The sequence below is a fragment of the Cereibacter azotoformans genome, assembly GCF_021391315.1.
GTDB lineage: Bacteria > Pseudomonadota > Alphaproteobacteria > Rhodobacterales > Rhodobacteraceae > Cereibacter_A > Cereibacter_A azotoformans.
In genome coordinates, this window is sequence record NZ_CP090021.1 from 1,840,096 (window position 1) to 1,853,813 (window position 13,718).

The following is a 13,718-nucleotide window of genomic DNA, read 5'->3' on the forward strand; positions in this document are numbered from 1 at the left end:
GTCCCCGTGTCAGGTCAGCCGCGCGCAGGCCACCCGGATGCGTTCGCAGGCGGTGCGCAGCCGCTCGGTGTCGGTTGCGAACGAGATGCGGAAGTAGGGGGCGAGGCCGAAGGCGCTGCCCGGCACCGCGGCGACGCCCGCCTCCTCGACGAGATACATCACGAAGTCCGTGTCGCTCTCGATCCTGCGCCCGTCGGGCCGGGTGCGGCCGATCATGCCCGCGCAGGAGGGAAAGAGGTAGAAGGCGCCGTTCGGGCGCACGCAGCTCAGCCCCTCGATCTGGTTCAGCGCCGACAGGCACAGGTCGCGCCGCTGGCGGAAGATCTCGTTGCGCTCGGCGAGGAATTCCATGGGCCCCGTCAGCGCGGCCAGCGCCGCCGCCTGGCTGACCGATGAGGGGTTCGAGGTCGATTGCGACTGGAGCGTGGCCATCGCCTTGATGATGTCGGCGGGCCCGCCCGCATAGCCGATGCGCCAGCCGGTCATCGAAAAGGCCTTGGACACGCCGTTGCAGGTCAGCACCCGGTCCATGAGCTTCGGCTCGACCTGCGCGATGGTGGCGAACTCCCAGCCGTCGTAGCGCAGGTGTTCATACATGTCGTCGGTCATCACCAGCACATGCGGGAATTCGAGCAGCACGTCGGCCAGCGCCCGCAGGTGGGCCGCCGAATAGCCCATGCCGGTCGGGTTCGAGGGCGAGTTCAGGATCACCCATTTGGTGCGCGGCGTGATCGCGGCCCGCAGCGCGGGCGCGGTCAGCAGGAAATCGTCCTCCTCGGGGCAGGAGACCGTGACCGGCACCCCGCCCGCAAGCCGCACCATGTCCGGGTAGGAGACCCAGTAGGGGGCCGGGATGATCACCTCGTCGCCCGCGTCGAGCGTGGCCAGAAGCGCGTTGTAGAGCACCTGCTTGCCGCCGGTGCCGACGCTGATCTGGGCCGTCTCGTAGGAGAGTCCGTTCTCGCGGCGGAATTTCTCGACGATGGCGGCCTTCAGTTCGGGTGTGCCGTCCACGTCGGTGTAACGGGTCTGGCCCGCCTCGATGGCGGCAGCGGCGGCCTGCCGGATGTGGGCCGGCGTGTCGAAGTCGGGCTCGCCCTGCGACAGGCCGATGATGTCCTTGCCCTCGCGGCGGAGCTGGGCCGCAAGCCGCGTCATGGCGATGGTGGGCGAGGGCTGGACGGCCTCGAGCCGCGAGGAAAGGCGCTGGGAGGGGCTGGTCATCTGGCAGGCATTCCGATGCAGGGGGGCGGGTCCCGCCCGTTCGTTTCAGACGGTGGCGATGAGCTGGATCTCGACGGGCGCATTGCCGGGCAGCGTGGCGACACCCACGGCCGCACGCGCGCCGATGCCCGCGGGCCCGAGCTCTTCGCGCAGGCGCGCCGAGGCAAAGTCGGCAAGCTTCGAATGGGCCTCGAACCCCGGCTCGGCCGCCACATAGACGGTGAGCGAGAGGATCGCGGTCAGGCTTTCGCCCTCGACCAGCAGTCCGCGCGCGGCGGCCAGCGCGTTTTCGCAGGCGAGCCGGACGGCGGCGCGATGATCCTCGAGCGGCTGGTCGCAGCGGACGGGGCCGGTGAATTGCAGCACCCCCTCGCGGCGCGGGGTCATGCCCGAGGTGACGATGAGCGTCCCGTGACGGCGGGCGGGGATGTAGTCGCCCTGCGGGACCGGCTGCGAGGGGCGGCTCATGCGCGATACCGCTCGACCAGCGCCACCATCCGCTCGGCCGCCGCCACCGCCGCTGTGTGGTCCTGGCTGAAGTTCAGACGCACGCTGTCGGCGGTGTGCGGGCTGAACTCGGTGCCGGGCGTGACAACCACGCCCGCCTGCAGCCGCAGCGCCTTCACGAAGTCGGACGGCGTGAGGGCGAGCTTCGGCAGCCGCGGGAACAGGTAGCTGCCCGCCTGCGGGGTGCGCGCGAAGACGCCCTCGCAGCCGCGCAGCACCCGCAGAAGATCGTCGCGGATCGCCTGATGCTGCGCGATGCGGTCCTCCATCCAGCCTGGCGCCTCGTCGAACCAGCCGCGGAGCACGGCCTGGCTGTAACCCGCCGCGCGCAGGCTCACGATGGCCTGCAACTTCTCCATCCGCGCGATGATGGCGGTCGAGCCGAAGGCCACGCCCAGCCGGTAGCCCGAGAGCGACTCGGTCTTGGAAGGCCCCATGATAGTGACGACATTCTCGGCATCAATGGCCTGCGCGCGGAGGTGCGTATAGCTCGCGCCCGCGTAGCGCAGCCGGGAATAGAGCTGGTCGGCAATGACCGTGGCCCCGTAGCGCGAGGCCAGCGCCGCGATCTGGCCGATCTCCTCGGCCGAATAGACCACGCCCGCGGGGTTGTTCGGGTTCGAGAAGAGGAAGACCTTCGCCCCCGCCCGGAACGCATCCTCGAGCCCCGTCAGATCGAGGCCCGCCCGCGTCTCGTCGGCCGAGACATGGTCGAGCTGCACGGGCACCATCTCGCCCTCGAAGAACTCGACGAGCTTGCGGTTGGCGAAATAGTCCGGCTGAACGATGGCCACCTTGTCGCCGCGCGCGACCGTGGCCGCCACGGCCAGGAACAGCGCGCCCTGCGTGCCCGGTGTGATGATGAGCCCGTCGCGCGCATCGACCGGCGCGCCGGTGAAGGCGGCCAGCCGCGGGGCCAGCAGCTCGCGGATGCCCATGTCGCCGCGATATTCCGTATAGGCCTGCACCGCGCCTGCGGCCACGCCCGCCGAAAAGAGGTCAAAGGCCCCCGGCGTCGGCTCGTGCGCATCCACGTCGCCGTGCGAGAAATCGACCGGCCGCCCCTCGAGCGGCTCGCCCCGCATCAGCGCCTCGAGGCCCGATGCCGACTGGCGCACCTCCTGCCCCGGCGCATTGTCGGTGCCGAGTTTCCGGAATTTCGCTTCGATCGACATCTCATTCTCCCCTGCGGCGGCACCTGCCCCGGAAGTACGCCGAACAAACCCAAAGAAAAAATGGCTTTTTGTGATTTGAGAAGATAGGTAAAGCGACGTCTTCTGCAGGAGCGACGCCATGGACATCCGCTTTCTCGAGAGCTTCGTCGCCGTGGCCGATTGCGGGTCGATCGCCGAGGCCGCACGGCGGCTGAACCTGACGCCGGCCGCCCTGTCGCAGCGGTTGCGCACGCTCGAGCAGGATCTGGGCCATTCGCTGGTCATGCGAGCGGGGCGGCGCGTGCGGCCCACGGCTTCAGGGCTCGCGGTGCTCGACCACGCCCGCCATCTGATCGAGGGGGCGCGCGACCTGCGCGCGATCGCGGCGCAGGACGAGCCCGCGGGGCAGCTGCGCCTGGGCGGCATCGCCACCTCTCTCACGGGACTCCTGCCCGGCATCATCGCCCGGCTGCGCGCGCGCCATCCCCGGATCGAATATTTCATCCGGCCGGATTCGTCGGTGAACCTCTATCATGGGGTCATCTCGGGCGATCTGGACGCGGCGGTGATCGTGCGGCCCCAGTTTCCGGTGCCGAAATCGACCGGCTGGCTGACGCTGCGCGAAGAGCCGCTTGTGCTGCTGGCGCCGGAAGAGGCGGACGGCGCCGATCCGCTGGAGATGATCCAGAGCCATCCGTTCATCCGCTATGACCGCAACCAGTGGGGCGGCCAGATCGTGGACCGCTACCTGAGACAGAACGAGATGAAGCTGCGCGAGTGGCTGGAGCTGGACGCGCTCGACGCGATCGCGGGGCTGGTGAGCCGCGGGCTCGGTGTCGCCATCGTGCCCGACTGGGCGCCGCCCTGGCCCGAGGGGCTGCGCCTGCAGAAGATCGCCCTGCCCGACGCGGGCGGACGCCAGACGGGCGTTCTGTGGAACCTCTCGGGCGCGCGGATCTCGGCCATGCAGGCCTTCGTCTCCGCCTGCCGGGACGCCGAGACCGAATAGCGCCCGGCCATCCGCGCGCAGGCGCCCGCGCCGGTGCGTCGCCTTCGGCCGGCACCCTCGGAACGGGTGGCGCCTGTCGAGTCGGGAGTTCAGGTCGCCGCTGGAGCGCTTTCGGAGAGCAATTTCCGACCCAGGATCCTTCCATCGCGCATGGACGGCCGGAGGGACGCGAAAAATGCACAAATAAGATGCACTATAACCCTAGCTTATAATACAACAATCACGCGGCACGAAGTTTATATTGATGCGTCGGCCGGAGCCGTGGTGAGGATAGGGGCGGCGCGACAGAACCGAAAAACATTCCCGCCCATCAACAGGAGATCCCATGACCTACCCCCGTTCCGGGGGGCTGGTGGCGCTGGCCCTTGTGGCCGTGACCACCCTGCCCGCCCATGCCCAGGTGGCCGAGATCCGCGACAGCTACCGCGTGGCGCTCGACGGCACCTTCGCCCCCCATGCCATGCCGAAACTGTCGGGCGGCGTCGAAGGATTCAACGTTGATCTGGCGCAGCTTATCGGCGAGCGGCTGGGCGCCGGGATGACGGTGGACGCGGCCCAGTTCTCGGGCCTGATCCCGGCGCTGCAGGCCGGCACCTACGACTTCCTCGTGGCGCCCGTGACGGTGAACCAGGAGCGGGCCGAGAACCTGCTCTTCACCGAGGGCTTCATGGACACGAACTTCGCCTTCGTCGTCCCGGCCGGATCCGAGAAGCGCGACGCGCTCAAGGATTTCAAGGGCATGACCATCTCGGTCAATCGCGGCTCGGCCTATCACACCTATCTCGACGAGCATGCGGGCGAATACGGCTGGACGGTCGTGCCCTTCGGCACCAACACCGACGCGGTGGAGGCGGTGGCGACCGGCCGCGCCGATGCGAACCTGTCAGGCGCGACCGTGGCGGCCTGGGCCGCGCTGCAGAACCCGGCGGTGGACCTCTCCTACGAGATCGAGACCGGACTCGTCTGGGGGCTGGCCTTCCGGCTGGATGATGCTGCGACGCGCAACCGGATCGACCTCGCGCTGGAATGCCTCAAGATCGACGGCTCGCTCGCGGCCCTGTCCGAGAAGTGGTTCGGCGTGACCCCCGCGGCCGGAGCCACCATCGTGACGCCCACGCCGGGCTTCGGCGTGCCGGACCTGCCGGGCTATCAGGAGGACGATCACGAGCCCTCCTGCGACTTCAACTGACCAACCGATCCGCCGCCCCGTCCGCGGAGGACGGGGCGTGCCCTCGCCCACCCCACCATCGGAGCCCGCATGTCCCGACCCATGCTCGAAATCGTCGCGCTCGAGAAATCCTTCGGAGACCTCAAGGTCCTGCGCGACATCAACCTGCGCGTGGCGACCGGCGAGATGGTCTTCGTCATCGGCCCTTCCGGATCGGGCAAGTCCACCATGCTGCGCTGCTGCAACCGGCTCGAGGAACCGACCTCGGGGGCGATCCTCATCGACGGCAAGGACATCGTGGGATGCTCCTCCTCGGCGCTGAACCGGATGCGGCTCGAGGTGGGCATGGTGTTCCAGGGCTTCCACCTCTATCCGCACATGAATGTCGTGGCGAACGTGATGCTCGCCCAGATCAAGGCGCTCAAGCGGCCGAAGGACGAGGCGCGCGAGCGCGCGCTGGCCATGCTCGACCGCGTGGGGCTGCGCCACCGGGCCGAGACCATGCCGACGCAACTCTCGGGCGGTCAGCAGCAGCGCGTGGCGATCGCCCGCGCCCTCGCCCTTGATCCCAAGGTCATGCTCTTCGACGAGCCCACCTCGGCGCTCGATCCCGAACTGGTGGGCTCGGTGCTTGCGGTGATGAAGGACCTCAAGGACAGCGGCATGACCATGCTGGTCGTGAGCCACGAGATGGGCTTTGCCCGCGAGGCGGCCGACCGGGTGGTGTTCATGGACGGCGGCCTCGTGGTCGAGGAAGGCCCGCCCGAACAGATCTTCGCCAACCCGAAAGCGGAGCGCACTCAGGCCTTCCTCTCGCGCGTGCGGGCCTGACGCGATGGACGGGCTCGACCGCTTCCTCACCACCTTCTTCAACGCGCGCATCTTCGCGCGCTACCTGCCCGACATGCTGGCGGGCGTCTGGACGACGATCTGGCTCGCGGCGGCGGTCATCGCGCTCGGCCTCAGCCTCGGCCTCCTGCTGGCCTGCCTGCGCGCCTACGGCTGGCGGCTCGCGAACTTCTTCATCATCTGCTTTGCCGACATGGGCCGCGCGCTGCCGCCGCTCGTGCTGATCCTCATCATCTATTTCGGGCTGCCGGGCCTCGGGCTGCGGGTGCCGGGGCCGCTGGTGCTGATCCTGGTGCTGGGCACGGTGCTTGCGGCCTTCGCCGAAGAGATCTTCTGGGCGGGCCTGACCTCGGTGCCCAAGGGCCAGTGGGAGGCGGGGCGCGCCACCGGCCTCGGCTTCACCCAGACGCTGGTCCAGATCGCCCTGCCGCAGGCCGCGCGGCTCGCCCTGCCGCCGCTCGTCAACCGCGTGCTCGCCATCTCGAAGATGACGGCGCTCGGCTCGGTGATCGGCGTCTCCGAGATCCTGTCCGTGGCCTCGACCGCCCAGAGCTTCACCGGCTCGGCCGCGCCGCTGACCATGGGCGCCATCGCCTATGTGATCGTGTTCCTGCCGCTGGTGGTGCTGACGCGCCTGCTCGAGCGGCGCTTCGCCTGGAAGGTCTGAGCCATGCAGGACTTCATCCGCCTGTTCTTCAATCTCGAGGTCATGGCCCAGACGCTGCCGCTGCTGATGCAGGGGCTGTGGATGACCGCGAAGCTCTGCGCCGCCGTGATCGGGCTCGGGCTTGTGGGCGGGCTCTTCCTCGCGCTCGGCGCCCTCTCGCACCGGCGCTGGCTGCGCTGGCCCGCCTTCGCGCTGATCGACTTCCTGCGCGCGCTGCCGCCGCTGGTGCTCCTGATCTTCATCTATTCGGGCCTCCCCTTCGCGGGGCTTGCCATCTCGCCCTTCGCGGCGGTGGCGGTGGCCTTCTTCCTCAACAACTCGGCCTATTACGCCGAGATCTACCGCGCGGGCATCCAGTCGGTGCCCACAGGCCAGACCGAGGCCGCGCGCGCCTGCGGCCTGACCACGGGCCAGACGCTCGCCCATGTGGTGCTGCCGCAGGCGGTGCGCAACGTGCTGCCGGACCTGCTGTCGAACACGGTCGAGGTGGTCAAGCTGACCTCGCTCGCCTCGGTCGTGTCGCTGGCCGAGCTTCTCTACTCAGCGAACATGGCCCGGTCGCTCACCTACAACGCCTCGCCGCTCGTGCTCGCGGCGCTGGTCTATCTCGTGCTGCTCTGGCCGCTGGTGCGGCTCGTCAGCCGCTACCAGCGCCGCCTCGCGGCCTGAGCCCACTTTCACTCACTTACCTCCAGGGAAGAGACAGATGCGCAAGATGATCGTTGGCGGGGCCCAGATGGGGCCGATCCAGCAGGCCGACAGCCGCGAGACGGTGGTCGCCCGGATGATGGAGCTGATGCGGAAGGCCCATGCCGAGGGCGTGAAGATGCTCGTCTATCCCGAGCTGGCCCTCACCACCTTCTTCCCGCGCTGGTATGCCGAGGACCGCGCCGAGATGGACCGCTGGTTCGAGAGCGAGATGCCGAACGGGGCCACGCAGCCCCTGTTCGATCTGGCGCGCGAGATGGGCATGGCCTTCACCTTCGGCTTTGCCGAGCTGACGCCCGACGGGCACCATTACAACACCTCGATCCTGACCGATGCGCAGGCCAACATCGTGGGCACCTACCGCAAGGTCCATCTGCCCGGCCATGTGGACCACGACCCCGAGCGCACCCACCAGCATCTCGAGAAACGCTATTTCGAGCCGGGCGACCTCGGCTTCAACGTCTGGCGCAACGAGGGCGTGGTCATGGGCATGGCGATCTGCAACGATCGCCGCTGGCCGGAAACCTACCGCGAGCTGGGGCTGCAGGGCGTGGAACTGATCACCATCGGCTACAACACGCCGTCCGTGAACAGCCAGAAGGGCGCCGAGGGGCTGCGCCAGCGGCTCTTTCATTCGGATCTGTCGATGCAGGCCGGGGCCTACCAGAACTCGACCTATGTGGTGGGCGTAGCCAAGGCCGGCACCGAGGACGGCCATCACCTGATGGGCGGCTCGATCATCGTCGATCCCGACGGCGAGGTGATCGCCCGCGCCGAGACCGAGGGCGACGAGCTGATCTTCGCGGAATGCGACTTCGACCGCTGCACCTTCGGCAAGGCCACCGTCTTCGACTTCGCCCGCCACCGGCGGATCGAGCATTATCAGCGCATCGGCCGGCAGACCGGCGTGATCGTCCCGGTCTGAGGAGAGGGCAGCATGGAGTTCGATACGGTCATCCACGGCGGCACCATCGTCACGCCGACCGAAAGCTGGCAGGGCGATCTCGGCCTCGTGGGGGGCCGGATCGCGGCTCTGGCCGAGCGGCTGCCCGGCGGCGCACGCCGGATCGACGCCACCGGGCGGCTCGTCCTGCCCGGCGGCATCGAGGCGCACGCCCATATCGCGCAGGAAAGCTCCTCGGGCCTGATGAGCGCGGACGACTATTACACGGGCTCGGTCTCGGCGGCCTTCGGCGGCAACTCGAGCTTCATCCCCTTCGCGGCCCAGCATCGCGGGCAGTCGGTGGATGCGGTGATCGAGACCTACGACAGCCGGGCGGCGCCGAACTCGGTGCTCGACTATTCCTACCATCTCATCATCTCGGACCCGACCGAAAAGGTCCTGACCGAGGAGCTGCCGCGCGCCTTCGCCCGCGGGATCACCTCGTTCAAGGTCTTCATGACCTACGACCTGATGAACCTCGGCGACCGCGGGATGCTCGACATCCTGACCGTCGCCCGCCGTCACGGCGCGCTCACCATGGTCCATGCCGAGAACAACGACATGGTGAAATGGATGAACGCGCGGCTGGCCGCGGCGGGGCTGGCGGCGCCGAAATATCACGCGATCTCGCGCCCGGCGCTCGCCGAGGCCGAGGCGATCAACCGCGCGATCGCGCTTGCGCGGCTGGTGGGCGCGGGGCTCTTCATCGTCCATGTCTCGACGCCCGAGGGGGCGGACCTCGTGGCCCGCGCGCAGGCCTGCGGGCTGCCGATCCACGCCGAGACCTGCCCGCAGTATCTGGCCTTCACCCGCGCCGACCTCGACCGGCCGGGGATGGAGGGGGCCAAATACATCTGCTCGCCTCCCTTGCGGGATACGGCGACGCAGGCCGCGCTCTGGAGCCATGCCCGGCGCGGCACCTTCGAAAGCGTCTCGTCGGACCATGCCCCCTACCGGTTCGACGCGAGCGGCAAATTCGCGAACGGGGCAGAGCCCGCCTACCCCGCCATCGCCAACGGCCTGCCCGGCATCGCCATGCGCCTGCCCTATCTCTTCTCCGAAGGGGTCGCGGCGGGGCGGATCAGCCTCCAGCAGTTCGCGGCCCTCTCCTCCTCGAACGCCGCGCGCCTCTTCGGGATGGAGCGCAAGGGCGCGCTGCTGCCGGGCTACGACGCCGACATTGCGATCTGGAACCCCGAGGAAACGCGCGAGGTCACGCTGGCCGACCAGCACGATGCGATGGACTATACGCCCTTCGAGGGAATGCGCCTCACCGGCTGGCCCGAGCATGTGCTGAGCCGCGGCGAGACGGTGGTCGAGGCGGGCGAACTGAAGGCCGCCCGCGGGCGCGGCCGTTTCGTGGCGCGTGCCCCCTACCGCCCCGATCCCAACGCGCCGGTCGAGCCCGAACTTGACCCCGCGCTCAACTTCGGTGCGGAGATCCGGCCGTGAAGCGCCTCCTCGTCATCAACCCCAATTCCTCGATCGCCGTCACCGAGGGCCTGCGCGAGGCGCTCGCCCCCTTCGAGGGGCCCGTCCGCTTCGACTGCATCGAGATCGCCGAGAGCCCCGCCACGATCTTCACCGAGGAGGATGTGGCGCGCGCGGGCCTCGGCGTGGCGGATCGCATCCGCCGCGATCCCGAGGCCGACGGCTATATCATCGCCTGCTTCTCGGATCCGGGGCTCGATCTCGCCCGCTCGATCACTGCGAAACCCGTCTTCGGCTGTCAGGAGGCCGGGATCCTCACCGCGATGGCCCGCGCCGACCGCTTCGCCATCGTGGCGCTGGGGCCGGCGTCGGTCGCGCGCCACATGCGCAGGATGCGCGCCATGGGCGTGCTGGGCCGGCTCGCGGGCGAACTCGATCTGGGCGGGGTCAGCGCCGAGGATGCGGGGCGCTCGGACGCGGTCTATGCCAAGACGCGGGCCGTCGGGCAGGAGCTTGCGCGCATGGGCGCGGGCGCGCTCGTGCCGGGCTGCGCGGGCTTCGCGCCCCGCCGCGCGCAGCTCGAGCGCGACCTCGGCATCGCCGTCGTCGATCCGGTGCTGGCCGCCGCGGGCATGGCGATGGGCGCGGTGCTGGCATGACCGGCGGGCGGACGGCGCCCGAGATCTCGCTGCGTCTTCTCGAGATCTTTGCCGCCATGATGCGCGCCGGCACCACGGTCGAGGCGGCCGAGATGCTGGGCGTGTCGCAGCCCGCGGTTTCCGCCGGCCTCAAGCAGCTCGAGACGCAGCTCGGCATCGTTCTCTTCGAGCGCGCCTCGCGCCGCATGATGCCCACGACCGAGGCGACCGAGCTTTTCGCCGAGATCCGCCCGATGTTCTCGATGCTGCGCAGCTTCACCCAGACCGCCCGCGACATCCGCGAGGGGCTGAGCGGGCGGCTGCGCATCATCAGCACGCCGCCCATCGGCCACACGGTCGCGCCCCGCGCGCTGGTGGAGTTCCTGCGCGAGCGCCCCGGCGTCTCGGTAGCCTTCGATGTGCGCCGCCTCGAACATGTGCTCGATGCGGTCCAGAGCGGCAGCGCCGATCTTGGCCTTGCGCTCAGCATGGACCGCTACACGGCGCTCAATTCCGAGGTGCTGCACGAGACGCACATGGTGGCGCTCGTGGATGCGGCGGGGCCGCTGGCCGACCGCCGGCAGATCACGGCCGAGGATCTGGCCGAACATCCGTTCGTGGGGATCGAGGGTGAGTCCAAGCTCGGCGGTCTCGTGCGGTCCGCCTTCCTGCAGAGCGGGCTCGGCTACCTGCCGCACATCGAGGTCCGCTACGTCTCGACCGCGGCCGAGCTGGTCAATCACGGGCTCGGCAATGCGGTGGTCGATCCCTTCACCGCCCATTACCACGCCCGCTCCGGCATCGCGATCCGGCCCTTCGTGCCGGCCTGCATGACGCGGGTCGTGCTGCTCACCCGCCGCGGCGTGCCGCGCAGCCAGCTCGCCCACGCCTTTGCGGCGACGCTGAAGCCGATTTTCGCCGAACCGCTCCGAAGGATTCACGCATGATGCTCGATCTGGGCGCCCTGCCGCCCGCAACCCGCTACAAGCTGCTGACCGCCATCGTCCTGCCGCGCCCGGTGGCCTGGGTCACGACGCAAAGCCCCGAGGGGGTGGTCAATGCGGCGCCCTTCTCCTTCTTCAACCTTTTCGGCCAGAACCCGGCGCTCGTGGTCCTGGGGCTTGAACATCGCGCGGACGGCTCGATGAAGGACACGACGCGCAACATCCGCGAGACGGGCGAGTTCGTCGTGAACATCGTGACCGAGGATCTGGTGGCCCCGATGGTGGCCAGCGCGGCCGCCGCCGGGCCGGAGGTCAGCGAACCCGAGGCGCTGGGGCTTGCGCTCGCGCCCTCGCTGACCGTGGGCCCGCCGCGGCTGGCCGCCGCCCCGGCCGCCATCGAGTGCCGCCGGACGGTCGGGCTCTCCTTCAGTGCCGAGCGCGAGATCCTCGTGGGCGAGGCGCTGGGGCTGGCCGCCCGCGACGGGCTGATCGACCCCGAACGGTGGTATGTGGACTGGCAGGGCGACTATCCCGTGGCCCGCCTCTTCGCCGATCGCTATGCGCGGCTGGTCGAGATCGACCGCCATCCGATCCCCGCCGCACTCTGAAAGGGCGCGCGGCAGGCAGGTCCCTTGCCGCGCGCGATCCGGCTTGCCTCCTGCCGCAACTCGCCATAAGTCGCTGATCAGGCGGGCATGGCGGAATTGGTAGACGCAAGGGTCTTAAACACCCTGTCCTCTGGAGTGCCGGTTCGACCCCGGTTGCCCGCACCAACCCATGCCCCTGCCCTCGTGGAGCGGCGCCGCCCATCCCTTAGGTGGCGGGCCTCGACGCTGGTCGGGCAGATCGCCACCTCAAGCGAGGAGCGCAGTGGGAAGTTCTCCGGCGGGCCGCCCATCTCGTCCTCCGCACGCCAAAAAACCCGCCTGCGCGGGCCGCTTTTCCGTTTTCTCCGCGGTCGTGATATGAGAAGCCCGCGCGCAGGCAGCCTTGCGAGGACCCATGACGACGATCCGCCTCACCAACACGAAGACCCGCCGGAAAGAGGCGTTCACGCCGATCGACCCTGCGAACGTGCGGCTCTATGTCTGCGGGCCGACGGTCTATGACCGCGCGCACCTGGGCAACGGGCGGCCGGTCGTGGTCTTCGACGTGCTGTTCCGCCTGCTTCGGCACGTCTATGGGCCGGATCATGTGACCTATGTCCGCAACTTCACCGACGTGGACGACAAGATCAACGCCGCCGCGCAGGCGAGGAAGGCCGCGGGCGATCCGCGCAGCCTGGAAGAGCTGATCCGCGCGCGCACCGACGAGACGATCCGCTGGTATCACGAGGACATGGACGCTCTCGGCGCCCTTCGGCCCACGCACGAGCCGCGGGCGACCGAATGGATCGGCGCCATGATCGCGATGATCGAGGATCTGGTCGCCAAGGGCCACGCCTACGAGCGCGAGGGCCATGTCCTCTTCCGCGTGCGCAGCTACCGCGACTATGGCGCGCTCTCGGGCCGCTCGGTCGATGACATGATCGCGGGCGCGCGGGTCGAGGTGGCGCCTTTCAAGGAAGATCCGATGGATTTCGTGCTCTGGAAGCCGTCGGACGACGAGCTTCCGGGCTGGGAGAGCCCCTGGGGCCGCGGCCGCCCCGGCTGGCACATCGAATGCTCGGCCATGTCCTACGAGCTCTTGGGCGCCTCCTTCGACATCCACGCGGGCGGGATCGACCTGCAGTTCCCCCACCACGAGAACGAGATCGCGCAAAGCTGCTGCGCCCACCCCGAAGGCGGCTTTGCCAACGTCTGGATGCACAACGAGATGCTGCTCGTGAATGGCAAGAAGATGTCGAAGTCGCTCGGCAATTTCTTCACCATCCATGACTTGAGAAAGGACCGCGGCATCCCCGGCGAAGTGATCCGCATGGTGCTTCTGGGAACGCACTACAGCAAGCCGATGGACTGGACCGCGGAAAAGGCGGCTCAGGCCAAAGCGACGCTCTGGAAGTGGCGGAAGTTGACGGCCGATGTCGAGCCCGCCGCATCGCCGGACGCAGCGGTGCTTGCTGCCCTTGCGGATGATCTCAATACACCTGCTGCGATCACTCGTCTGCACAGCATCGCCGCGCAAGAGGATGGCGCACTTCTGAAGGCTTCAGCTTCCCTCTTGGGCCTGCTTGAGGATGATCTACGGGGATGGACACTGCCGCCGGTGACTGGCACGGGGAGCGGTGTCATGGAAGTGTCCGGCAGCGCAACCGCGATCGTGGGCAATGTGCAGTATCGCGAAACGATCGAGAGGTTGCTGGACGAGCGGAAGCAGGCCCGCATGGGCAAGGATTTCAGGCGTTCGGACGCGATCCGCGATCTTCTGGTGGGAGCGGGCGTCATCATCAAGGATACGCCGGCAGGCGCCGAGTGGGATCTGGGGGCTGACTTCGATCCCGCGAGGCTGGGGGAGCCGGAATGACCGATGCGCCGGG

Annotated in this window: 14 protein-coding genes and 1 tRNA gene; 12 read left to right on the forward strand and 3 right to left on the reverse strand. The window is 68.8% G+C overall.

Annotated elements, in window-relative coordinates:
* Window positions 1–9: 9 nt before the first annotated feature.
* The 3 genes from LV780_RS09185 to LV780_RS09195 are packed head-to-tail and all read right to left on the reverse strand — an operon-like array spanning window position 10 to window position 2,906.
* Window positions 10–1,224 (reverse strand): pyridoxal phosphate-dependent aminotransferase, encoded by a 1,215-nt coding sequence (locus tag LV780_RS09185; protein ID WP_108220466.1) that lies wholly within the window; start codon window positions 1,222–1,224, stop codon window positions 10–12.
* 45 nt (window positions 1,225–1,269) lie between these two features.
* On the reverse strand, window positions 1,270–1,692 hold the full coding sequence (locus LV780_RS09190; protein ID WP_101340286.1) for a RidA family protein: 423 nt from the start codon (window positions 1,690–1,692) through the stop codon (window positions 1,270–1,272).
* Window positions 1,689–2,906: a pyridoxal phosphate-dependent aminotransferase gene (locus LV780_RS09195; protein WP_011909071.1), complete on the reverse strand. Its 1,218-nt coding sequence runs from the start codon at window positions 2,904–2,906 to the stop codon at window positions 1,689–1,691. Before LV780_RS09195 ends, LV780_RS09190 begins: the two co-directional genes overlap by 4 nt.
* A 118-nt stretch (window positions 2,907–3,024) precedes the next feature.
* On the opposite strand from LV780_RS09195, the gene LV780_RS09200 reads away from it, so the two are divergent.
* The 12 genes from LV780_RS09200 to cysS all read left to right on the forward strand — a co-directional run bounded on the left by LV780_RS09200 (window position 3,025) and on the right by cysS (window position 13,705).
* Complete coding sequence (locus LV780_RS09200) at window positions 3,025–3,894, forward strand: LysR family transcriptional regulator (RefSeq protein ID WP_108220465.1); 870 nt, start codon at window positions 3,025–3,027, stop codon at window positions 3,892–3,894.
* A gap of 325 nt (window positions 3,895–4,219) precedes the next feature.
* Window positions 4,220–5,083 carry a transporter substrate-binding domain-containing protein gene (locus LV780_RS09205; RefSeq protein WP_108220464.1) on the forward strand — a complete coding sequence of 288 codons (864 nt, stop codon included), beginning with the start codon at window positions 4,220–4,222 and terminating at the stop codon, window positions 5,081–5,083.
* Window positions 5,084–5,152: 69 nt separating this feature from the next.
* Entirely contained in the window at window positions 5,153–5,893 is a 741-nt protein-coding gene (locus tag LV780_RS09210; RefSeq protein WP_011909074.1) for an amino acid ABC transporter ATP-binding protein, read from the forward strand.
* Window positions 5,894–5,897: 4 nt separating this feature from the next.
* The gene (locus LV780_RS09215) at window positions 5,898–6,578 is read left to right on the forward strand and encodes an amino acid ABC transporter permease (RefSeq protein WP_108220463.1); all 681 of its coding nucleotides are present in this window, start codon (window positions 5,898–5,900) and stop codon (window positions 6,576–6,578) included.
* Window positions 6,579–6,581: 3 nt separating this feature from the next.
* Window positions 6,582–7,247, forward strand: coding sequence for an amino acid ABC transporter permease (locus LV780_RS09220; RefSeq protein ID WP_011909076.1), 666 nt, complete (start codon window positions 6,582–6,584; stop codon window positions 7,245–7,247).
* A 37-nt stretch (window positions 7,248–7,284) separates the two neighbouring features.
* Window positions 7,285–8,211, forward strand: coding sequence for an N-carbamoyl-D-amino-acid hydrolase (locus LV780_RS09225; RefSeq protein WP_108220462.1), 927 nt, complete (start codon window positions 7,285–7,287; stop codon window positions 8,209–8,211).
* 12 nt (window positions 8,212–8,223) lie between these two features.
* Window positions 8,224–9,681, forward strand: coding sequence for a dihydropyrimidinase (hydA, locus tag LV780_RS09230; RefSeq protein WP_108220461.1), 1,458 nt, complete (start codon window positions 8,224–8,226; stop codon window positions 9,679–9,681).
* Window positions 9,678–10,319: an aspartate/glutamate racemase family protein gene (locus LV780_RS09235; RefSeq protein WP_108220460.1), complete on the forward strand. Its 642-nt coding sequence runs from the start codon at window positions 9,678–9,680 to the stop codon at window positions 10,317–10,319. Before hydA ends, LV780_RS09235 begins: the two co-directional genes overlap by 4 nt.
* Window positions 10,316–11,245, forward strand: a complete 930-nt coding sequence (locus tag LV780_RS09240; protein ID WP_108220459.1) for a LysR family transcriptional regulator — start codon at window positions 10,316–10,318, stop codon at window positions 11,243–11,245. Before LV780_RS09235 ends, LV780_RS09240 begins: the two co-directional genes overlap by 4 nt.
* On the forward strand, window positions 11,242–11,850 hold the full coding sequence (locus tag LV780_RS09245; protein ID WP_011909081.1) for a flavin reductase family protein: 609 nt from the start codon (window positions 11,242–11,244) through the stop codon (window positions 11,848–11,850). Before LV780_RS09240 ends, LV780_RS09245 begins: the two co-directional genes overlap by 4 nt.
* A gap of 81 nt (window positions 11,851–11,931) precedes the next feature.
* Window positions 11,932–12,015, forward strand: a tRNA-Leu gene (locus LV780_RS09250).
* Between the two features lie 229 nt (window positions 12,016–12,244).
* On the forward strand, window positions 12,245–13,705 hold the full coding sequence (gene cysS / locus LV780_RS09255; protein ID WP_108220458.1) for a cysteine--tRNA ligase: 1,461 nt from the start codon (window positions 12,245–12,247) through the stop codon (window positions 13,703–13,705).
* The last annotated feature ends 13 nt before the right edge of the window (window positions 13,706–13,718 follow it).

Coding starts and splice junctions, on each gene's coding strand:
- LV780_RS09185 (WP_108220466.1), bottom strand. CDS start 1,224: ATGACCAGCCCCTCCCAGCGCCTTTCCTCGCGGCTCGAGGCCGTCCAG.
- LV780_RS09190 (WP_101340286.1), bottom strand. CDS start 1,692: ATGAGCCGCCCCTCGCAGCCGGTCCCGCAGGGCGACTACATCCCCGCC.
- LV780_RS09195 (WP_011909071.1), bottom strand. CDS start 2,906: ATGTCGATCGAAGCGAAATTCCGGAAACTCGGCACCGACAATGCGCCG.
- LV780_RS09200 (WP_108220465.1), top strand. CDS start 3,025: ATGGACATCCGCTTTCTCGAGAGCTTCGTCGCCGTGGCCGATTGCGGG.
- LV780_RS09205 (WP_108220464.1), top strand. CDS start 4,220: ATGACCTACCCCCGTTCCGGGGGGCTGGTGGCGCTGGCCCTTGTGGCC.
- LV780_RS09210 (WP_011909074.1), top strand. CDS start 5,153: ATGTCCCGACCCATGCTCGAAATCGTCGCGCTCGAGAAATCCTTCGGA.
- LV780_RS09215 (WP_108220463.1), top strand. CDS start 5,898: ATGGACGGGCTCGACCGCTTCCTCACCACCTTCTTCAACGCGCGCATC.
- LV780_RS09220 (WP_011909076.1), top strand. CDS start 6,582: ATGCAGGACTTCATCCGCCTGTTCTTCAATCTCGAGGTCATGGCCCAG.
- LV780_RS09225 (WP_108220462.1), top strand. CDS start 7,285: ATGCGCAAGATGATCGTTGGCGGGGCCCAGATGGGGCCGATCCAGCAG.
- hydA (WP_108220461.1), top strand. CDS start 8,224: ATGGAGTTCGATACGGTCATCCACGGCGGCACCATCGTCACGCCGACC.
- LV780_RS09240 (WP_108220459.1), top strand. CDS start 10,316: ATGACCGGCGGGCGGACGGCGCCCGAGATCTCGCTGCGTCTTCTCGAG.
- LV780_RS09245 (WP_011909081.1), top strand. CDS start 11,242: ATGATGCTCGATCTGGGCGCCCTGCCGCCCGCAACCCGCTACAAGCTG.
- cysS (WP_108220458.1), top strand. CDS start 12,245: ATGACGACGATCCGCCTCACCAACACGAAGACCCGCCGGAAAGAGGCG.